The sequence below is a fragment of the uncultured Piscinibacter sp. genome, from assembly GCF_937952055.1.
Classification (GTDB): Bacteria; Pseudomonadota; Gammaproteobacteria; order Burkholderiales; family Burkholderiaceae_C; genus Piscinibacter.
Genome location: NZ_CALFYO010000034.1, coordinates 16,279 through 34,968, shown reverse-complemented (window position 1 = coordinate 34,968; position 18,690 = coordinate 16,279). Strand labels below are relative to the sequence as shown.

The 18,690-nt window shown below is 68.7% G+C and carries 19 protein-coding genes and 2 pseudogenes; 14 read left to right on the top strand and 7 right to left on the bottom strand.

Annotated features, from left to right (window positions below):
- Positions 1–37 precede the first annotated feature (37 nt).
- The 8 genes and pseudogenes from Q0599_RS25715 to Q0599_RS25680 all read left to right on the top strand — a co-directional run.
- Positions 38–1,039, top strand: a pseudogene (locus tag Q0599_RS25715) (sterol desaturase family protein); the annotation flags it as partial.
- A gap of 200 nt (positions 1,040–1,239) precedes the next feature.
- Complete coding sequence (locus tag Q0599_RS25710; RefSeq protein WP_298835589.1) at positions 1,240–2,052, top strand: IclR family transcriptional regulator; 813 nt, start codon at positions 1,240–1,242, stop codon at positions 2,050–2,052.
- 2 nt (positions 2,053–2,054) lie between these two features.
- Positions 2,055–2,828, top strand: coding sequence for an ABC transporter ATP-binding protein (locus tag Q0599_RS25705; protein WP_298835587.1), 774 nt, complete (start codon positions 2,055–2,057; stop codon positions 2,826–2,828).
- Between the two features lies 1 nt (position 2,829).
- Entirely contained in the window at positions 2,830–3,534 is a 705-nt protein-coding gene (locus tag Q0599_RS25700; RefSeq protein WP_298835585.1) for an ABC transporter ATP-binding protein, read from the top strand.
- A 47-nt stretch (positions 3,535–3,581) separates the two neighbouring features.
- Positions 3,582–4,784: pseudogene (locus Q0599_RS25695) on the top strand (ABC transporter substrate-binding protein).
- A 29-nt stretch (positions 4,785–4,813) separates the two neighbouring features.
- Positions 4,814–5,698 carry a branched-chain amino acid ABC transporter permease gene (locus Q0599_RS25690; RefSeq protein WP_298835583.1) on the top strand — a complete coding sequence of 295 codons (885 nt, stop codon included), beginning with the start codon at positions 4,814–4,816 and terminating at the stop codon, positions 5,696–5,698.
- Positions 5,698–6,642 carry a branched-chain amino acid ABC transporter permease gene (locus Q0599_RS25685; RefSeq protein ID WP_298835581.1) on the top strand — a complete coding sequence of 315 codons (945 nt, stop codon included), beginning with the start codon at positions 5,698–5,700 and terminating at the stop codon, positions 6,640–6,642. Before Q0599_RS25690 ends, Q0599_RS25685 begins: the two co-directional genes overlap by 1 nt.
- A gap of 83 nt (positions 6,643–6,725) precedes the next feature.
- Complete coding sequence (locus tag Q0599_RS25680) at positions 6,726–7,130, top strand: hypothetical protein (RefSeq protein ID WP_298835579.1); 405 nt, start codon at positions 6,726–6,728, stop codon at positions 7,128–7,130.
- Positions 7,131–7,142: 12 nt separating this feature from the next.
- Here the strand turns inward: Q0599_RS25680 and ruvB are convergent, their stop codons facing one another.
- On the bottom strand, positions 7,143–8,204 hold the full coding sequence (ruvB, locus tag Q0599_RS25675; protein ID WP_298835577.1) for a Holliday junction branch migration DNA helicase RuvB: 1,062 nt from the start codon (positions 8,202–8,204) through the stop codon (positions 7,143–7,145).
- Between the two features lie 40 nt (positions 8,205–8,244).
- On the opposite strand from ruvB, the gene Q0599_RS25670 reads away from it, so the two are divergent.
- Positions 8,245–8,601, top strand: coding sequence for a DUF2946 family protein (locus Q0599_RS25670; protein ID WP_298835575.1), 357 nt, complete (start codon positions 8,245–8,247; stop codon positions 8,599–8,601).
- A 90-nt stretch (positions 8,602–8,691) separates the two neighbouring features.
- Complete coding sequence (locus tag Q0599_RS25665; RefSeq protein WP_298835573.1) at positions 8,692–9,144, top strand: copper chaperone PCu(A)C; 453 nt, start codon at positions 8,692–8,694, stop codon at positions 9,142–9,144.
- Positions 9,145–9,150: 6 nt separating this feature from the next.
- Here Q0599_RS25665 and ruvA read toward each other — a convergent pair whose 3' ends face one another.
- The 3 genes from ruvA to Q0599_RS25650 are packed head-to-tail and all read right to left on the bottom strand — an operon-like array spanning position 9,151 to position 12,333.
- Positions 9,151–9,723, bottom strand: coding sequence for a Holliday junction branch migration protein RuvA (ruvA, locus tag Q0599_RS25660; RefSeq protein WP_298835571.1), 573 nt, complete (start codon positions 9,721–9,723; stop codon positions 9,151–9,153).
- A 26-nt stretch (positions 9,724–9,749) separates the two neighbouring features.
- Complete coding sequence (locus tag Q0599_RS25655) at positions 9,750–10,403, bottom strand: response regulator transcription factor (RefSeq protein ID WP_298835569.1); 654 nt, start codon at positions 10,401–10,403, stop codon at positions 9,750–9,752.
- A 46-nt stretch (positions 10,404–10,449) separates the two neighbouring features.
- Positions 10,450–12,333, bottom strand: a complete 1,884-nt coding sequence (locus Q0599_RS25650; protein ID WP_298835567.1) for an ATP-binding protein — start codon at positions 12,331–12,333, stop codon at positions 10,450–10,452.
- A gap of 104 nt (positions 12,334–12,437) precedes the next feature.
- On the opposite strand from Q0599_RS25650, the gene Q0599_RS25645 reads away from it, so the two are divergent.
- Together Q0599_RS25645 and ybeY are read left to right on the top strand one after the other, a co-directional pair.
- Positions 12,438–13,421, top strand: coding sequence for a PhoH family protein (locus Q0599_RS25645; protein ID WP_298835566.1), 984 nt, complete (start codon positions 12,438–12,440; stop codon positions 13,419–13,421).
- A complete protein-coding gene (gene ybeY, locus Q0599_RS25640) occupies positions 13,411–13,869 on the top strand; it encodes an rRNA maturation RNase YbeY (protein ID WP_298835564.1) in 459 nt (152 codons plus the stop codon). The genes Q0599_RS25645 and ybeY overlap by 11 nt, the downstream gene beginning before the upstream one ends.
- Here the strand turns inward: ybeY and Q0599_RS25635 are convergent.
- From Q0599_RS25635 to hemB, 3 genes are read right to left on the bottom strand one after another with little or no spacing between them, the layout of a single operon-like run.
- On the bottom strand, positions 13,857–14,759 hold the full coding sequence (locus tag Q0599_RS25635; RefSeq protein ID WP_298835562.1) for a DMT family transporter: 903 nt from the start codon (positions 14,757–14,759) through the stop codon (positions 13,857–13,859). The two genes, ybeY and Q0599_RS25635, sit on opposite strands and share 13 nt — an antisense overlap.
- Positions 14,756–15,853, bottom strand: a complete 1,098-nt coding sequence (locus tag Q0599_RS25630; protein ID WP_298835560.1) for a magnesium transporter CorA family protein — start codon at positions 15,851–15,853, stop codon at positions 14,756–14,758. The genes Q0599_RS25635 and Q0599_RS25630 overlap by 4 nt, the downstream gene beginning before the upstream one ends.
- Before the next feature lie 20 nt (positions 15,854–15,873).
- The gene (hemB, locus tag Q0599_RS25625) at positions 15,874–16,878 is read right to left on the bottom strand and encodes a porphobilinogen synthase (RefSeq protein ID WP_298835558.1); all 1,005 of its coding nucleotides are present in this window, start codon (positions 16,876–16,878) and stop codon (positions 15,874–15,876) included.
- Between the two features lie 236 nt (positions 16,879–17,114).
- On the opposite strand from hemB, the gene Q0599_RS25620 reads away from it, so the two are divergent.
- Positions 17,115–17,543 carry a CopD family protein gene (locus Q0599_RS25620; RefSeq protein WP_298835556.1) on the top strand — a complete coding sequence of 143 codons (429 nt, stop codon included), beginning with the start codon at positions 17,115–17,117 and terminating at the stop codon, positions 17,541–17,543.
- Positions 17,544–17,563: 20 nt separating this feature from the next.
- On the top strand, positions 17,564–18,673 hold the full coding sequence (locus Q0599_RS25615) for a VanZ family protein (protein ID WP_298835554.1): 1,110 nt from the start codon (positions 17,564–17,566) through the stop codon (positions 18,671–18,673).
- The last annotated feature ends 17 nt before the right edge of the window (positions 18,674–18,690 follow it).

The window sequence follows — 18,690 nt, the reverse complement described above, 5'->3', positions numbered from 1 at the left end:
GCGTGGCTTCGGAACGGCCGGGCGCCACTGACCTGCGATGGCGCTGACCGGGCCGCAGGTCATCGTGCTGGCCACGCCGGTGTTCCTGGCGCTGATCGGCATCGAGGTCCTCGTCGGCCGGGCACGCGGGCGCGACACCTACCGGCTGAGCGACGCACTGAACAGCATCGGCCTGGGGATCATGAGCCAGCTCACCGGGCTGTTCGTCACCGCGCTGACGGTGGGCATCTACGGCGCGGTGCACGCCCATCTCGCGATCGCTTCGCTGCCTGCCGATTCGCCCTGGGTCTGGCTGGGTGCGCTGGTCGCCTACGACTTCTTCTACTACTGGCACCATCGCGCCGGCCATCGCATCGCGCTGTTCTGGGCGCCGCATGCGGTGCACCATCAGAGCGAGGACTACAACCTGTCCACGGCGCTGCGCCAGACCAGCGGCGGTTGGCTGGCCGGCTGGATCTTCTACCTGCCGATGGCGCTGGCGGGCGTGCCGCCGCTGGTGTTCGCGGTCGTCGCGCTGATCGACCTGCTCTACCAGTACTGGGTGCACACGCAGCAGATCGGCCGCCTGGGCTGGTTCGACCGCTGGTTCTGCGCGCCGAGCAACCACCGCGTGCACCACGCGGTGAACGACTGCTACCTCGACCGCAACTACGGCGGCATCCTGATCGTCTGGGACCGTCTGTTCGGCACCTACGCCGAAGAGGACGACCGCGAGCCGTGCATTTATGGCACGCGCTCGCCGTTGCGCAGCTGGAACCCGCTGTGGGCCAACCTGCAGGTCTATGCGGAGCTGGCGAAGGACTCCTGGCACGCCGCCTCCTGGGCCGACAAGCTTCGCGTGTGGTTCGCGCCGCCAGGCTGGCGGCCGGCCGACGTCGAGGCGCGCTGGCCCAAGCCGGCGTTCGACATCGCCGCAGTGACTCGCTACGACCCGCCGATCGCACCGGCCGCGGCCCGTCAGGCCGGCGTGCTCTTCGCTGCATTGCTCGCTGCCACGGCCTGGCTGCTGTGGCATTCCCATCGTCTCGGCCCGCTGTCGCTGGCGGGTGGCTCGGCGGCCGTGGTGGCGGCGTTGTGGTGGGTGGGCCGGATCTGCACGCCGCGCGTCGCCAACACCGCGGGCAATCCCTCAGAGCGATAACCCGCGAAGAGGGCGACACGGCGCGGCGCGCTCCCTGCACTGGGGTCGTTCGATTGGCTGAAAGTCGTTCAGCCCATTGAACAACGCCATTGCCCCCCATGCGCCTGCGCAGCCACGATTCCGTCTCCCCAGCCCGCGCCGCCCCGGCGCTGGTGCCGGCGGTGTCGCGCGCGCTGGCCTTGCTCGATCGGCTGGCGCAGCGGCGAGAGCCGATGAGCCTGGCGCGGCTGGCCAGCGAGCTTGAACTGCCGAAAAGCAGCGTTCACGGGCTGTGCAGCACGCTGCTGCGCTTCGGCTACCTGCAACGGCAGGACGACGGAGCTTTCCGCATCGGACCTGGCGTGATGCCGCTGGCCGAGGCCTTCGTGGCGGGCACCGGCATCACGCAGGAGTTCAATGCGCTGTGGATGGACGCCGAGCCGGAGGAAACCATCATCCTGTCCGTGCTCAACGGGCGCGACGTGGTCTACATCGCCGCGCGCAACGGCCGGCGGCCGCTGGGGCTGGCCTTCAACGTCGGCATGCGCCTGCCCGCCCACTTGGCGGCCACCGGCAAGGCCATGCTCGCCTTCCAGCCGCCAGAGACGGTCCGCCAGCGCCTCGGCATTGCCGAGCTCGCGCCGATGAACCGGCGCGGGCCGGCGAGCGTGGACGAATTGCTCGGCGAACTCGAACTCACCCGCCGGCGAGGCTACAGCATCGATGACGAGGGCGTGCGCGCCGGCGTCTACTGCATCGGCGCGCCGGTGTTCGACGCTGCTGCGCATCCGGTAGCCGGCATCGGCGTGTGCCTGAACAAGACCACGCTCGGCGACGAGGCCGTCGCGGCCCACCGCGAGACCGTGCTGCGTGCCGCGAGCACGCTGACGCAGCGTCTCGGCGGCCGGCAGCCGCAGGGGCAAGAGAGTTGAGCATGGCCGACGACATCATCCTCGAGACGCACGACCTGACGAAGGAGTTCAAGGGCTTCGTGGCCGTCAACCAGGTCAACCTCAAGGTCAAGCGCGGCAGCATCCACGCGCTGATCGGGCCGAACGGGGCGGGCAAGACCACCTGCTTCAATCTGCTGACCAAGTTTCTCGTGCCGACGACGGGGCGCATCGTCTTCGACGGCACCGACATCACGCGCGAGAGCTCGGCGCACATCGCGCGCCGCGGCGTGATCCGCTCGTTCCAGATCTCGGCAGTGTTCCCGCACCTGACGGTGCTGGAGAACGTGCGCGTGGCCCTGCAGCGAAAGCTCGGCACCTCGCTCCACTTCTGGCGCGCCGAGCGAACGCTCGACTTGCTCAACGGCCGCGCGATGGAACTGCTCGAAGCGGTGGACCTCGGCAAGTACGCCGGCCTGACCGCCGTCGAGCTGAGCTACGGCCGCAAGCGCGCGCTGGAAATCGCCACCACGCTGGCGATGGAGCCCAAGCTGATGCTGCTCGACGAGCCGACGCAGGGCATGGGCCTCGAAGACGTCGACCGCATCAAGCAGCTGATCCGCAAGGTCGCCGCCGACCGCACCGTGCTGATGGTCGAGCACAACATGAGCGTGGTGGCGAGCCTGGCCGACACCATCACCGTGCTGGCCCGCGGTGCCACGCTGGCCGAAGGGCCCTACGAGCAGCTGGCCAAGAACCCGGCGGTGATCGAGGCCTACATGGGCAGCGCCAACGTGGAACTGAAGGGAGCCCACTGACATGGCCACCCGGTTCCTCGAAGTGAAAGACCTGCACGCCTGGTACGGCGAGTCGCACGTGCTGAACGGCGTGAATTTCCACGTCGACGAGGGCGAGGTGGTGACGCTGCTCGGCCGCAACGGCGCCGGGCGCACCAGCACGCTGCGCGCGATCATGGGCCTGACCGGCAGCCGCAAGGGCTCGATCAAGGTGCACGGCGCCGAGGCGATCGCCCTGGCCACGCACCGCATCGCGCGGCTGGGCATCGGCTACTGCCCCGAGGAGCGTGGCATCTTCTCCAGCCTCTCGGCGCAGGAGAACCTGCTGCTGCCGCCCAGGCTCGCCGAAGGCGGCATGAGCGTCGAGCAGATCTACACGATGTTCCCCAACCTGCAGGAGCGGGCCTCCAGCCAGGGCACGCGCCTGTCCGGCGGCGAGCAGCAGATGCTGGCGGTGGCGCGCATCCTGCGCACCGGCGCGCGCCTGATGCTGCTCGACGAGATCTCCGAGGGCCTGGCCCCGGTGATCGTGCAGAAGCTCGCCGAGATGGTCGTCGCGCTGCGCCAGCAGGGCTACACCATCGTGATGGTCGAGCAGAACTTCCGCTTCGCTGCACCGCTGGCCGACCGCTTCCTGGTCATGGAGCACGGCCAGGTGATCCAGGAGTTCACCCAGTCCGAACTGCCGGCGCGCCTGGAGCGCCTCCACGAGTACCTCGGCGTCTGACGCCAAGAGGTCGATTCCCCGCCCGCTCAACCCACGGAGAGAACACCATGAAGCTCAAGAAGATCGCTGCCGCCTGCGCCCTCTCGTTCGCGGCCCTGTCGGGCGCCCAGGCACAGGTCTCGGGCGACGTGATCAAGGTCGGCCTCATCACCGACATGTCCAGCGTCTATGCCGACATCGACGGCCAGGGCGGCGTGGAGGCCATCAAGATGGCCATCGCCGACATGGGCGGCGCGGTCGCCGGCAAGAAGATCGAGGTGCTGTTTGCCGACCACCAGAACAAGGCCGACATCGCCGCGGCCAAGGCGCGCGAATGGTTCGACACCCAGGGCCTGGACATGCTGATTGGTGGCACCAACTCCGGCACCGCGCTGGCCATGTCCAAGGTGGCGGCGGAGAAGAACAAGCCCTTCCTGGTCGTCGGCGCGGCCACCTCGGCGCTGACCAACGACCAGTGCACGCCGTACACGGTGCACTGGGCCTACGACACCGTCGCGCTGTCCAAGGGCACCGGCAACGCGGTCGTCAAGGCCGGCGGCAAGAGCTGGTTCTTCCTGACGGCGGACTACGCCTTCGGCGCGGCGCTGCAGAACGACACCAGCAAGGTCGTCACCGCGGCCGGCGGCACCATCGTCGGCCAGGTCAAGCACCCGCTGAACGCGAGCGATTTCTCCTCCTTGCTGCCGCAGGCGCAGTCGAGCAAGGCGCAGATCCTCGGCATGGCCAACGCCGGCGGCGACACGGTCAACACCATCAAGGCGGCCAACGAGTTCGGCGTCACCAAGACGATGAAGCTGGCCGGCCTGCTGATCTTCATCAACGACATCCACTCGCTCGGCCTGAAGACCACGCAGGGCATGTACCTGACCGACAGCTGGTACTGGAACCGCGATCCCGAGGCGCGCGCCTGGAGCCGCAAGTTCTTCGACAAGATGAAGCGCATGCCTTCGTCGATCCAGGCGGGCGACTACTCGGCCACGCTGCAGTACCTCAACGCGGTGACGGCCACCGGCAGCGACGACGGCGACAAGGTGCTGGCGCAGATGCGCAAGACCAAGATCAACGACGTCTTCGCCAAGGGCGGTTAGATCCGCGAGGACGGCCGCATGGTGCACGACATGTACCTGATGCAGGTGAAGTCGCCGGACAAGTCGACCGAGCCCTGGGACTACTACAACGTCGCCGAGACGATCAAGGGCGAGGCCGCCTGGACGACCAAGGCCGAGTCCAAGTGCGCGCTGTGGAAGTGATCGGCTGATCTGACGACGCTCCGCACGTCATGGAGATCTTCGGCATCCCGCTGCAGGCCTTTCTCGGCCAGCTGCTGCTCGGGCTGGTCAACGGCTCGTTCTATGCGCTGCTCAGCCTCGGACTGGCGGTGATCTTCGGGCCGCTGGGCATCGTCAACTTCGCCCACGGCGCGCTCTACATGATGGGCGCCTACGTGGCCTGGATCGGGCTCGAGCACTTCGGCATGAACTACTGGCTCGCGCTGGTGGTCTCGCCGATCGTCGTCGGTGCGCTCGGACTGGTGATCGAGCGCACGTTGCTCAAGCAGCTCTACAAGACCGACCCGATCTACGGCCTGCTGCTGACCTTCGGCCTGTCGCTGATCGCCGAGGGCATCTTCCGCGACCAGTTCGGCGTGTCGGGCCAGCAGTACGCCGTGCCCGAACTGCTGCAGGGCGCCACCAACCTCGGCTTCATGATCCTGCCGAACTACCGCGCCTGGGTGGTGCTGGCCTCGCTGCTCGTCTGCTTCGGCACCTGGTTCCTGATCGAGCGTACGCGGCTGGGCTCGTACCTCCGTGCCGGCACCGAGAACCCGGCGCTGGTGCAGGCCTTCGGCGTCAACGTGCCGCTGATGGTGATGCTCACCTACGCGGCCGGCGCCGGGCTGGCGGCGATCGCCGGCGTGCTCGCCGCGCCGGTCATCCAGATCACGCCGCTGATGGGCAGCAACCTGATCATCGTCGTCTTCGCAGTGGTGGTGATCGGCGGCATGGGCTCGATTCTCGGCTCCATCCTCACCGGCCTGGCGCTGGGCATCATCGAGGGCCTGACCAAGGTGTTCTATCCCGAGGCTTCGAACATCGTGGTGTTCGTGATCATGGCGATCGTGCTGATCATCCGGCCGGCCGGCCTGTTCGGGAAGGAGAAGTGATGACGACCGAACGCCTCGGCCGCATCGCCTGGGGGGTCGGTCTGGCGATCCTGATCGCCGCGCCCTTCGTCGGCCTGTACCCGATCTTCATGATGAAGGCGCTGTGCTTCGCGATCTTCGCCTGCGCCTTCAACCTGCTGCTCGGCTACACCGGGCTGCTGTACTTCGGCCACGCCGCCTACCTGGGGGCCGCGGCCTACGGCACCGGCTGGCTGATCAAGAGTGCCGGCTGGACCCCCGAACTGGGCGTGATCGGCGGCACGCTGTTCGGCGCGGCGATCGGGCTGGTGGTGGGGCTGATCGCCATCCGCCGCCAGGGCATCTACTTCGCGATGATCACGCTGGCGATGGCGCAGATGGTCTACTTCGTCTGGCTGCAGGCGCCCTTCACCGGCGGCGAGGACGGCTTGCAGGGCGTGCCGCGCGGCAAGCTGTTCGGCCTGATCGACCTGGCCAACGACACGGTGCTGTACTTCGTCGTGCTGGCGGTGTTCGTCGCGGTGTTCCTGTTCATCGTGCGCATCGTGCATTCGCCCTACGGCCAGGTGCTCAAGGCGATCCGCGAGAACGAGCCGCGCGCCGTTTCGCTCGGCTACGACGTCGACAAGTACAAGCTGCTCGCCTTCGTGCTGTCCACCGGCCTGGCCGGGCTGGCGGGCTCGTTGAAGACCGTGGTGCTCGGCTTCGCGACGCTGTCCGACGCGCACTGGTCGCTGTCCGGCGAGGTGGTGCTGATGACGCTGCTTGGCGGCATGGGCACATTCGCCGGACCGGTGATCGGCGCCTTCACCATCATCGGGCTGCAGAATTTCCTGGCCGACCGTGTCGGCTCCTGGGTGACGGTGATCATCGGCGCGATTTTCGTGGTCTGCGTGGTCGCCTTCCGGCGCGGCTTCGTCGGCGAACTGCTGGCCTGGCAGAAGAAGCGCAGCGGCCCGCGCTGAGCGCCCTGGGGCCCGACCGGCGGCCTTGACGCCACTCAAGCGCGGCGTACAGTGATTGCACACCCTTCAAGGAGGTGACGATCATGGCCCTCAAGCGCATGACCAAGGCGGATCATCCCCAGTCGCTCGGCGCCTTCAAGCCGGTCGGCCACGTGGTCCTGGCGATGCCCGACGACACCCGCGCCGCACGCACCGTGCAGGCGCTGCAGGCACAGGGTTTCGAGCGCGACGACATCCTCGAATACACCGCGGCCGAGGAGAACGACGAGATGGACCGCATGCTGCAGTACACCAGCGACTTCGCCGGCTTCGGCTACGAGGTCACGCTGATGCGCCGCTACAAGGAACTCGCCGGGCAGGGCGCCAGCTGGCTGATCGTCTTCGCGCCCGAGGACGAGCAGGCCGAGCGGGTGGCCGCCGCCGCGCGCGAGCACGGCGCGCTGCTGGCCGAGAAATACCACCGGCTGGTGATCGAAGACCTGATCTGAGCCTGCGTTCGATCACTCGCCGAACAGGTCGGCCGCGGCGGCTTGGTTCTTCGGCGGCGTGACACCCAGGTGCCGGTAGGCCGCCAGCGTGGCGATGCGGCCGCGCGGCGTGCGCTGCAGGAAGCCCTGCTGGATCAGGTAGGGCTCGATCACGTCCTCGATGGTGTCGCGCTCCTCGCCGATCGCCGCGGCGATGTTGTCCAGGCCGACCGGCCCGCCGTCGAAGCGGTGGATCACGGCTTCCAGCAGCTTGCGGTCCATCAGGTCGAAGCCGAGCGGATCGACGTCGAGCATCTGCAGCGCCATCTCGGCTTGCGCCTTGACGATGCGGCCGTCGCCCTTGACCTCGACGTAGTCACGCACGCGGCGCAGCAGCCGGTTGGCGATGCGCGGCGTGCCGCGCGAACGGCGCGCGATCTCGAAGGCGCCCTCCGCGTCGGTGGCGACGTTGAGCAGCCCTGCCGAGCGGTGCACGATGCGCGCCAGTTCCTCGGCGGTGTAGAACTCCAGCCGCGCGACGATGCCGAAGCGGTCGCGCAGCGGGTTGGTCAGCATGCCGGCGCGCGTGGTCGCGCCGACCAGCGTGAACGGCTGCAGGTCGAGCTTGATCGAGCGCGCCGCCGGGCCTTCGCCGATCATGATGTCGATCTGGTAGTCCTCCAGCGCGGGGTAGAGGATCTCCTCGACGACCGGGCTGAGCCGGTGGATCTCGTCGATGAAGAGCACGTCGTTGCGCTCGAGGTTGGTCAGGATCGCGGCCAGGTCCTTGGGCTTCTCAAGCACCGGGCCGGAGGTCTGGCGCAGGTTGACGCCGAGTTCGTTGGCGATGATGTGCGACAGCGTGGTCTTGCCCAGGCCGGGCGGGCCGAACAGCAGCACGTGGTCCATCGCCTCGGCGCGTTTCCTGGCCGCGCCGATGAAGATCTCCAGCTGCTCGCGCACCTTGGCCTGGCCGACGTAATCCGCCAGGCCCTTGGGGCGCAGCGCACGCTCGATCGCTTCCTCGTTGGGCGAGGCGGGCGCCGCGCTGACCACCCGCCTCGCGGGGGCGAAATCGTCGGTCTGGATGCTCATGCGCAATTATGGGCACGGCCCTGGTGGTTAAGATGCCGGCGTGCACCGCATCCGCCGCTGCTTCCATCATGCCGCTTGGGTCGCGCTCGTCGCGATGCTCGGGCTCGCGCTCGCGCCGACGCTGTCGCATGCGCTGGCGGCCAGCGCTCCGGCGACGCCCTGGACGGAGGTGTGCTCGGTCGAGGGCGGCAAGGCAGCCGGCGCAACCCTCGCGCATTGCCCGCTTTGCGCGCCGGCCGGCCAGGTTGCCGTGCCGCCTGTCCCTGCCGCGACCTGCCGGTGCGTGGCGCCGGGCCCCGATCCCCTGCCGCTGGCGCGGAATGCGACGCCGGCTGCCACCACCACCGCCTGGGCCGCGCCACCCTCGCGCGCGCCGCCGCTCGCTGCACGGCTCTGAGCGACAGCGGCCGGCCGAATGCCGGTCCTCCTCGATTGATTCTGCGCGGCGGCGACCGCCGTGCCGCGCCTGCGCTTCCTGAACACGACCATGGACAAGACTCTTCTCAAGCTCACGTTCACTGCCTGCCTGCTCGCCAGCGCGACCGCCTACGCACAGACCACCGTCAAGGACGCCTGGGTGCGTGGCATGGTGGCGCCCCAGCGCGCCACCGGGGCGTTCATGAAGATCACCTCGCCACAGGGCGCGAAGCTGGTAGCCGTGAGCACGCCGGTGGCCCGGGTTGCAGAGGTGCACGAGATGGTGATGCAGGGCGACGTGATGGCGATGCGCGCGATCGAGTCGCTCGAACTGCCGCCCGGCAAGACTGTCGAGTTCAAGCCCGGGGGCCATCACCTGATGCTGATGGGCATTGAGCAGCCGCTCAAGGCGGGCGAGACCGTTCCGGTGACGCTGACTTTCGAGGCCCGGGACGGCAAGCGCGAGACGTTGCAGCTGAACCTGCCGGTCAGGGCGCTGGCCACGCCAGCGCCCAAGCACTGACGGCGCTCAGCGCGCGAGGGCCTTGAGCGCGAGCTTGATGCCTTCGCTGACGCCCACGTCGGCGGGCAGCGCCTTCAGCGCGGCGGCGGCTTCACGATCGCTGTAGCCCAGGGCGACGAGCGCCTGCAGGATATCGCCCTGCGCATCGCCCTTCACGGCCGCGGGCGCGGCGAGCGCATCGCCGAGCTTGCCCTTGAGCTCCAGCAGCAGCCGCTCGGCGGTCTTCTTGCCGATGCCCGGCACCTTCACCAGCCGGCCGCTCTCCTGCAGGCTCACCGCCTGCGCGAGTTCGGCCACGCTCAGGCCGGAGAGGATGGACAGCGCGGTGCGCGGCCCCACGCCGGAAATCTTCACCAGCAGGCGGAAAGTGCTGCGCTCCTCGTGCGTGAGGAAGCCGAACAGCACCTGGGCGTCCTCGCGCACCACGAAGTGCGTCAATAGCACGACACGCTCGCCGAGCCCGGGCAGGTTGTAGAAGGTGCTCATCGGCACGTCGACTTCATAGCCGACGCCGTTGACGTCGATGAGCAGTTGCGGCGGCGTCTTCTCCGCCAGCGTTCCGGTGAGGCGTCCGATCATGGGCGGGGATTATCCCGCCCGTGCCGTCATCTGCCGCGGCCGAACAGGCCGAGACGCTGCGCTTCCAGCGCCGCTTCCGCGCGCGAGCTCACGTTGAGCTTGCGGTAGATCTGCTTGACGTAGTCGGCGATGGTGTGGCGCGACAGGTTCAGCTGCACGCCGATTTCCGGCAGCGTGAAGCCCTTGGCCACGCGCAGCAGCACTTCGTTCTCACGGTCGGTGAGCTGCACGTGCGGAATGGTGTCCTTCTGCGGCTTGGCCTGCGCGGCGAAGTAGGCGATGACGCGGCGCGCGATCGACGGCGACAGCGGCGGCTCGCCCTGGCTCATGCGGCTGAGCTGCTCGGCGATCAGCTCGCGCGCCTGCTCCTTCAGCACGTAGCCGAAGGCGCCGGCCTGCAGCGCCGGAAACAGGTGCTCGTCGTCGTCGTGGATGGTCACCACCACCGACTGCGCCTCGGGCTGCTGCTCGCGCAGCGCCGCCACCACGTCCACCCCCGAACCGTCGGGCAGGCCGAGGTCGATCAGCGCGAGGTCGAACTTGACCGCGCTGACCATGCCCAGCGCGTCGTGCACGCGGGCGGATTCGGAGATCTGCGCGTCCGGGAAGACCTGGTGGATCAGCACCTTCAGCCAGGCACGGATCTCGGGCAGGTCCTCGAGAAGCAGGATGTTCTTCATGGTGAGCCCTCACTCGGGGCGCAAGAGCCCCTGAGCAAAGATGCTATCAGTGGGAGGGGGCAGCCGGGACTTCCGGACCCAGCGGCAGCGTGAGCCTTATCACGGTGCCGTAGCCCGGGCCGGACTCCACGAGGCACTGGCCCTGCATCTGCTTGGCGCGGTGCTTCATGCTCGACATGCCGTGGCCGCGGTCGAGCTTGCCGTCGAGCTCCATCGGGATGCCCTTGCCGTTGTCCTGGATGTTGATGCCGAACTGTCCGTCGGCAATCGCGCAGCGCACCTTCACGTGGGACGCACCGCTGTGCTTGATGATGTTGCTCACCGCCTCGCGCAGGATGCGCGTGGTCTGCACGTAGCCGCGTGCCGGCAACACCTGCTCGGTGTCCTCGGCGAGGCTCTTCCAGTCGATCTCGATGTTCGCCTGGCCGAGCCGCATCACCGTCTCGGCGCGCCAGTCGGCCAGCGCGTCCGACAGTCGTACCGGCTTGCCGGTCAGCCCGCGCACGGACAGGCGCATCTCCTCCAGCGCCTCGCGGGCCAGCGTGGAGATGCGCTCGCTCTCGCTGGTGTGCACGATGGTCAGCAGCTTGGCACCCAGGTCGTCGTGCAGGTCGGCGGCGATGCGCTTGCGTTCCTTCGCGGTGACCTGCTCGATGCGCATCTCGGCCAGCTGCGCGTGGCTGCGCTCGATCTCCCCGGTGATCTCGCGAACCCGCACGTCGAGGGCGTGCCGGGCGACCTCCGGAGTCGCCTGCACCCCGGCGCGCCGCACCAGCAGGCGCAGCCCGAAGGCGATGAGGATCAGCGGCACAAGCACCTGCATGCGCGGCGCCGGCGGCAGCGGAAGCCAGCCGCGCTGCACCGCCAATTCGTAAAGCAGCACCGCCGAGGTGGCGGCCAGCGTCACCGCCATCGGCCAGAACTCGCCGCTGCGGTCGCGCCAGCTCAGGCGCAGGTGCAGCAACATCGTGCCCAGCGTCTCCAGTGCGAGCACCAGGTACCAAGCGCTGGTCATCGCGAACAACCGGGTTGGCCCGGCGAGCAGCAGGCTCATGGGCAGCACCACGCATTGCGCCAGCAGGGCCGCCTCGATCATGCGTGAGCGCACGCCCGCATAGCTGAGCAGGAACTGCACCGCCAGCGCGAGAACCGGCGCGAACGACAGGCAGACGAGGAACTCGACGGTGGCGTTGTCCAGCGGTACGCTGCGCCACCAAGCGCGTGCGGAGAGCAGCGCCATGCCGACGGCCATCAGCCCGAAGTAGCCCAGCGGCGCATCGCGGCGGTTCACCCACGCCAGCGCCACCATCACGATGCCCAGCATGGCCAGCGAGAGGTTGACGATCTTCACCATCGTCACGTTCGAGAGCAGCGCGCTGGCGTGCAGCTCCGCCATGTCGTCGTAGGCGCCGATGCGCAGCGCCGACATGCCCCCGGCGCGCTCGCGCGAGGCGACGTTCTGCAGCGCGTGGCCTCGTACATGCAGGTCCAGCACATTGCCCTGCGACAGCACCAGTCCGCCGGGGACCGAGGCGAGCTGCGGGTAGTGGCAGTCGCGCGCGGCCGGATCGGACGCGCGGCCGCTGCTGTGGATGCGCTGTCCGTTCAGGTACACGTCGAGGTGGCTGCAGGCGCGCTCGATGAACAGGCCGAGCAGGTCGGTGCGGTCCAGCGACAGGCCCGGATCGAAGTGGACGCGATACCAGACCGCGCCGTCATGGCGCGGGTGCGTTTCCGACCAGTCGTCGGGCAGCGCGACGGTGATCGCCGACGGGTCGCCTTCCGGAAAGCGATCGGCGTTGCTCGCCACCGCAAGGGCCTGGGTGATCAACTGGTTCGGCGGCGGGGCCGCACGGGCGACCGCGGCAAAGGCCAGCACCACGACGAAGACGAAGTGCGCGGCGGTGCGGAGCGGGTCAGCGGGCAACATCGCCGGCGATTGTGCAGGATGGTCGCACCGAGCGAGCGATCGGACGGCACGCCGGAGCCCGGCTTGGGGCGACAATCCCGCCTTTGTCGACCTCACACCACGCCGTGATCCTGCGCCACGCCTTCATCCCCTCCGACAATGCGCGGCTGGCGCACCTGTGCGGCAGCCTCGACGAGCACCTGCGCAGCATCGAGGCGGCGCTTGACGTGACCATCTCGCGGCGCAACGAGTCATTCCGTGTCGAGGGTGGCAAGCGCCAGGCCGAACGCGCCGTGGCGCTGCTGCAGTCACTCTACGACCGGGCCAGACGCGTCATCCCCGCCGAGCAGGTGCAGCTCGCCATCGTCGAGGCGATGGCCGACCTGAACGCGCCGCCGCTGCGCGCTGCCGGAACGGCCGATGCGGCGCCGGCCGAGGATGCCGAGATCGTGCTGCACACGCGGCGCAGCGACCTCGCCGGACGCACACCCAACCAGGTGACCTACCTGCGCAACATCCTCGCGCACGACATCACCTTCGGCATCGGGCCGGCCGGCACCGGCAAGACCTTCCTCGCGGTGGCCTGCGCGGTCGACGCGCTGGAGCGCAGCCAGGTGCAGCGCGTCATCCTCACGCGCCCGGCAGTCGAGGCCGGCGAGCGCCTCGGCTTCCTGCCGGGCGACCTGGCGCAGAAGGTCGACCCCTACCTTCGCCCGCTGTACGACGCGCTGTACGACCTGATGGGCTTCGACCGCGTCACGAAGGCCTTCGAGAAGGGCACGCTGGAGATCGCGCCGCTGGCCTTCATGCGGGGGCGCACGCTGAACCATGCCTTCGTCATCCTCGACGAGGCGCAGAACACCACACCCGAGCAGATGAAGATGTTCCTCACGCGCATAGGCTTCGGGGCCAAGGCGGTGGTCACCGGGGACGTCAGCCAGATCGACCTGCCCAAGGGCATGCCGAGCGGCCTGATCGACGCCGAGCGCGTGCTCAGGCGCGTGCGCGGCATCGCGACGACGCGCTTCACCGCCGCCGACGTGGTGCGCCATCCGCTGGTGGCGCGCATCGTCGAGGCCTACGACGCCGCACGCGGCGATGAACGCTGACATGTCGTCACGGCCCGGGCTCGCATTGTCTCTGCAGTTCGCCGACGCGACGCACCGTGCGCTGCTGCCGCGGCACAGGGTGGCGCGCTGGATCCGCGCTGCACTCGACTCGCCGGCCGAGATGACCGTGCGCATCGTCGATGCCGAGGAGGGCCGGTCGCTGAACCGAGGCTACCGCGGCAAGGACTACGCCACCAACGTGCTGACCTTCGACTACGTGCGCGCTCCGGTGGTCCAGGCCGATCTGGTGCTTTGCGCGCCCGTCGTCGAACGCGAGGCGGCGGAGCAGGGCAAGTCGGTCGAGGCCCACTACGCCCACTTGCTGGTGCACGGCACGCTGCACGCGCAGGGCTACGAGCACGAGAAGGCGCGCGAGGCCAAACGCATGGAAGCGCGCGAGACGCAGATCCTCGCGGCGCTCGGTTTCGCGGATCCCTACGCCGGCTGAGCGCGCGGCGCGCGCGCAGGCCACAGCACCGAGGCGATCGCTGCGAGCATCAGCACGATGGCAGCCAGATCCTGCCAATGCAACTGCTCGTCCAGCCACCACGCGCCGGAGAGAGTGCCCAGCACCGGGATCATCATCACCGACAGCGTCGACGCCACCGGCGCCAAGCTGCGCGCGAGGTACAGCCAAACGGGCTGCGCGAAGCCGAAGATCATCACCGCGTTGAAGGCGATCGCCGCCCACACCACCGCGCCCGGCCTCTGCCAGTACGTTGTCTCGAAGGCCGTGGCCAGCAACGTCATGACGAGGGTGGTGATCACCGTCATCCAGAAGACGATGGCCAGCGTCGGCGCGTTCATGCGGGTGCGGCGCAGCTGCTGCGTGCCCAGCGCCCACACTGCCGCCGAGACCAGCATGCCGAGCGCCGCCCAGGGCTTGCCGGCCATGCGACCGAGTTCGTGCCACAGCAGCAGCGCGACTCCGATCGCTGCCGCGGTCACCCCTGCCACCTGCCGGGGGCTGAGCCGCTGGCCGAACATCGCCACGCCCCACAGCGCCGAAAACACCGGCATCGTGTAGCCGAGGATGGCGGCACGGCCCGACGACAGTGCCTGCACCGAGATGATCGCGAGCACGTGCCAGACGATCATGTTGGTGAAGGTCAGCTTGGCGAGTTCCGGCCACTGAGCACGCTCGATGCGCAGCGGCACCCTCATCGCACGCACAGCGAGGAACAGCACCGGCAGGCCCAGCCACATCGACATCGCGCGGAACGACAGCGGCGGGAAGTGCGTGACGCCGATCTTCATGATCGGCCAGTTCAGTCCCCAGACCAGCGTCAGCACGACCAGCAGCGCCAGCTGGCGCGCGCTGAAGTGGGCCGCACTCAATGCCGGCTGCCCAGATAGTTCTTGCGCCAGAAGAACAGGCTCAGGCCGATCCCCAGTGCGAGCATCATGCCCGCCGCGATCCAGAAGCCGGTGGCGCTGTGGATCAGCGGCAACGCATCGAAGTTCATGCCGAAGAAGCCGGTGACGAGGTTCAGCGGCAGGAAGATCGCCGTCAGCACGGTCAGCGTGCGCATGATCGAGTTGGTGCGATGGCTCTGCGCCGAAAAGTGCATCTGCACCGCGGTCTCGGCCGAAGACTCCAGCCGCCGCACGTGGGCGAGCACGCGCTCGATGTGCTCGACCACGTCGCGCGAGCGCAGCCGCAGCATCTCGCGCTCGCGGCGCGCGGCCGGCTCGCCCTCGTCGGGCCACTCCTCCAGCGCGTCGATCCACTCGACCAGCGCGCTGCGCTGGTCTTCGCAGGTGTCTTCCAGCAAGTGCAGCGCGTTGCGCGATTCGAGCAGCAGCTGCCAGTTGCGGAAGTTGCCGCCGGGCCGGAACAGCTGGCTCTGCAGGTGGCCGAACTGGCGCGTCAGCAGCCGGCGCAGCTCGAGGTAGCTGTCGACCATGTGATTGACCATGCGCAGCATCAGGTCGGCCGGACTCGATGGCAGCCGCGGGCCGCCGCGCGCCTCGGTCGGCTGCGCCTGCTGGGCCAACCGCGTGGCGAAGTAGTCGCGCACCAGGCAGTCGGCCGGGTGCACGGTGAACAGCACGCGGTCGAACACCGCGAAGCCGACCGGGCTGGTGTCGATCGCTTCCAGCGCCTGCCGCGCCGAGGCGATGTTGGGTTGGGATTCGTCGATGAAGCTGCCTGTCGTGCCCGCCCCGGCGGCCAACCGCCGGAACACCAGCAGGTCGTAGCCCGAGGTGTAGTCGAAGTGCGACGGCAGCTGGTTGTTGAGCAGGTCGGAGACGTGCAAGTCCACCAGCGTTCCGCCGGTCCACTGCGCAAGCCGGGACTGGAGCGGCGTGATTTGCGCCTCGAACTCGCGCCGCGCCGCGCCGACCCACAGGTAGCCGGAAGCTGGAAGTGACTCGGGCAGGCCGCCGAGCTCGCTGAACTGCTCGCCGCTGATGTGGAAGACGCGCATGCGTGGGGCGGGTCGCCGCCTCAGGCCGCCTTCAGCAGCCGCGCGGCATCGCGCGCGAAGTAGGTGAGCACGCCGTCGGCGCCGGCACGCTTGAAGCCGAGCAGGCTTTCCATCATCACTGCATCGTGGTCCAGCCAGCCATTGGCGGCGGCAGCCTTGAGCATCGCGTACTCGCCGCTGACCTGGTAGGCGAAGGTGGGTACGCGGAAGTGCTCCTTCACTCGGCGCACGATGTCGAGGTAGGGCATGCCGGGTTTGACCATCACCATGTCGGCGCCCTCGGCGATGTCCAGTGCGACCTCGCGCAGCGCCTCGTCGGTGTTGCCGGGGTCCATCTGGTAGACCTTCTTGTTGCTCTTGCCGAGGTTGGCCGCGGAGCCCACCGCGTCGCGGAAGGGACCGTAGAAGGCGCTGGCGTACTTGGCGCTGTAGGCCATGATGCGGGTGTGGATGCGGCCCTTGGCTTCCAGCGCCGCGCGAATGGCCCCGATCCGGCCGTCCATCATGTCGCTGGGTGCGACGATGTCCACGCCGGCCTCGGCCTGAACCAGGGCCTGCCGGGTGAGCACCGCGACGGTCTCGTCGTTCAGGATGTAGCCGGTGTCGTCGAGCAGGCCGTCCTGGCCGTGAGAGGTGAAGGGGTCGAGTGCCACGTCGGTCATCACGCCGAGCTGGGGAAATCGCTTCTTCAGTTCGCGCACGACGGTGGGCACCAGCCCTTCGGGATTGAGCGCTTCGCGGCCGTCCTCGAACTTGAGCTTCTGGTCGATCACCGGGAACAGCGCCATCACCGGAATTCCGAGGGTCGCGCAGTCCTCGGCGACCGGCAGCAAGCGGTCCAGGCTGAGGCGCTGCACGCCGGGCATGGAGGCGACGTCCTGCACCTGCCCTTGTCCAGCCAGCACGAACACCGGCAGGATCAAGTCGCTCGGATGGAGTCGGTGCTCACGTACCAGCTCGCGGGTGAAGGCATCGCGGCGCAGGCGGCGCGGACGACTGGACGGGTAGGGCGGCGGCGGCTGCATCGGTGTTTCATGCATCACGGGTCGCGCACCGGAATGTTCGCAAGTCCCAGTTGCATCTGCTAGAGTTACTTCTGAATGATAGCCGCAAGGGTATCGTTCCCTGCTTTTCCTCCCTGAGCAGGTGCCTTACCGTGATGACAGCGATAAGGCTTTCGAGCCCTGGCCCCGCGCCGGGGCTTTTTCTTGGGCCGCCTCCACCGTCCGGGCGGGCGCGCGCTTGTCGCCATAATCGGCCGATGCTCTGGGTCAAAGCCTTTCACATCGTCTTCGTCGCGAGCTGGTTCGCGGGGCTGTTCTACCTGCCGCGCATCTTCGTGAACCTCGCGACCGTGCCGGCCGACAGCCACGCCGAGCGCGAGCGGTTGCTGCTGATGGCGCGCCGCCTGTACCGCTTCGCCAGCCTGCTGATGGTCGTGGCGGTCAGTCTGGGCCTGTGGCTGTGGATCGGCTTCGGCGGCATCGGCCGCTTCGCCGGCGGCTGGATGCACGCCAAGCTGCTGCTGGTGGCCGGCGTGATCGGCTACCACCATGTCTGCCGGGCCATGCTGCGCCAGTTCGAGCAGTTCGCCAACCGCCGCAGCGAGCGCTGGTTTCGCGTCTTCAACGAAGTGTCCGTGCTGTTCTTCACCGCCATCGTGGTGCTGGCGGTGGTCAAACCGTTCTGAGCGGACGTCGGGGCTCGGCCGTGGCCCGCCAGCGCAGCTCCGCCGTACCGCTGGCTTGGCTCTTCGCCGGGCTGGTTGTCTACGCGAGCCTGTATCCGTTCGGCGACTGGCGCGTTCCGGGGCACTCGCCCCTGCAGTTCCTGACGCTGGCCTGGCCCCCCTACTGGACGACTTTCGACATGGTCGCCAACCTGGTCGGCTACCTGCCGCTGGGTGCGCTGGTCTTCGGCGCGCTGGTGCGCGTGGGGCAGGCGCCGCGGCGCAGCGCGCTGGCGGCCGTGGTCACCGGCGCGACGCTGTCCTTCGCCATGGAACTGCTGCAGAACTACCTGCCGCGGCGTGTGCCCTCCAACATCGATCTGGTGTTGAACACGGCCGGCACGGCCTGCGGCGCCGCCATCGGCATGGCCGTGCACACGCTCGGTGGCCTGGAGCGTTGGCAGTCGGTGCGCCAGCGCTGGTTCATCGCCGGCAGTGCCGGCGGGCTCGCGCTGTTGCTCCTGTGGCCGCTCGGGCTGCTGTTTCCTGCACCGGTGCCGCTTGGTCTTGGCCAGCTGTGGCCGCGCCTGCAGGAAGGCGTGCGCGCTGCGCTCGAAGGCAGCGCCGCGCAGGAACTGCTCGAACCCTGGCTGAACACTGAGGCCAGCCTGGAGCCGCTCACGGCCGGACAGGAACTCGCCACCGTGGCGCTGGGTCTGCTGGCACCGTGCATGATCGCGCTGACCATCGCGCAGCCCGGCTGGCGGCGCCTGGTCCTGGTGATCGGTGCGGTACTGATCGGCGCCGGTGCGACCACGTTGTCGACGGCGATGAACTTCGGCCCGGAGCATGCGCTGGCCTGGCGCACGCCGAACGCGGCGGCCGGCTTCGCGCTGGGCACGCTGCTGGGGGTGGGCATCGGGCTGCTGCCGCGGCGTGTGGCCGCCGGCGTCGGGCTCGTCGCGCTGTCGGCACTGGTCGCGTTGGTCGCGCATGCACCGGCCGATCCGTACTTCGCCCAGAGCCTGCAGGCCTGGGAGCAGGGGCGCTTCATCCGTTTCCACGGAGCGGCGCATTGGATCGGCCTGCTGTGGCCGTACGTGGCGCTTGTCTATCTGCTCGTGCGTGTGGCCGCCCGGGGCGACGACTGAGCGCTCCTAGAATCACG

Coding starts and splice junctions, on each gene's coding strand:
- Q0599_RS25655 (WP_298835569.1), bottom strand. CDS start 10,403: ATGAAGAACATCCTGCTTCTCGAGGACCTGCCCGAGATCCGTGCCTGG.
- Q0599_RS25680 (WP_298835579.1), top strand. CDS start 6,726: ATGGCCCTCAAGCGCATGACCAAGGCGGATCATCCCCAGTCGCTCGGC.
- Q0599_RS25630 (WP_298835560.1), bottom strand. CDS start 15,853: ATGCGCGTCTTCCACATCAGCGGCGAGCAGTTCAGCGAGCTCGGCGGC.
- Q0599_RS25705 (WP_298835587.1), top strand. CDS start 2,055: ATGGCCGACGACATCATCCTCGAGACGCACGACCTGACGAAGGAGTTC.
- ruvA (WP_298835571.1), bottom strand. CDS start 9,723: ATGATCGGACGCCTCACCGGAACGCTGGCGGAGAAGACGCCGCCGCAA.
- hemB (WP_298835558.1), bottom strand. CDS start 16,878: ATGCAGCCGCCGCCGCCCTACCCGTCCAGTCGTCCGCGCCGCCTGCGC.
- ybeY (WP_298835564.1), top strand. CDS start 13,411: ATGAACGCTGACATGTCGTCACGGCCCGGGCTCGCATTGTCTCTGCAG.
- ruvB (WP_298835577.1), bottom strand. CDS start 8,204: ATGAGCATCCAGACCGACGATTTCGCCCCCGCGAGGCGGGTGGTCAGC.
- Q0599_RS25710 (WP_298835589.1), top strand. CDS start 1,240: ATGCGCCTGCGCAGCCACGATTCCGTCTCCCCAGCCCGCGCCGCCCCG.
- Q0599_RS25690 (WP_298835583.1), top strand. CDS start 4,814: ATGGAGATCTTCGGCATCCCGCTGCAGGCCTTTCTCGGCCAGCTGCTG.
- Q0599_RS25650 (WP_298835567.1), bottom strand. CDS start 12,333: ATGTTGCCCGCTGACCCGCTCCGCACCGCCGCGCACTTCGTCTTCGTC.
- Q0599_RS25665 (WP_298835573.1), top strand. CDS start 8,692: ATGGACAAGACTCTTCTCAAGCTCACGTTCACTGCCTGCCTGCTCGCC.
- Q0599_RS25700 (WP_298835585.1), top strand. CDS start 2,830: ATGGCCACCCGGTTCCTCGAAGTGAAAGACCTGCACGCCTGGTACGGC.
- Q0599_RS25620 (WP_298835556.1), top strand. CDS start 17,115: ATGCTCTGGGTCAAAGCCTTTCACATCGTCTTCGTCGCGAGCTGGTTC.
- Q0599_RS25685 (WP_298835581.1), top strand. CDS start 5,698: ATGACGACCGAACGCCTCGGCCGCATCGCCTGGGGGGTCGGTCTGGCG.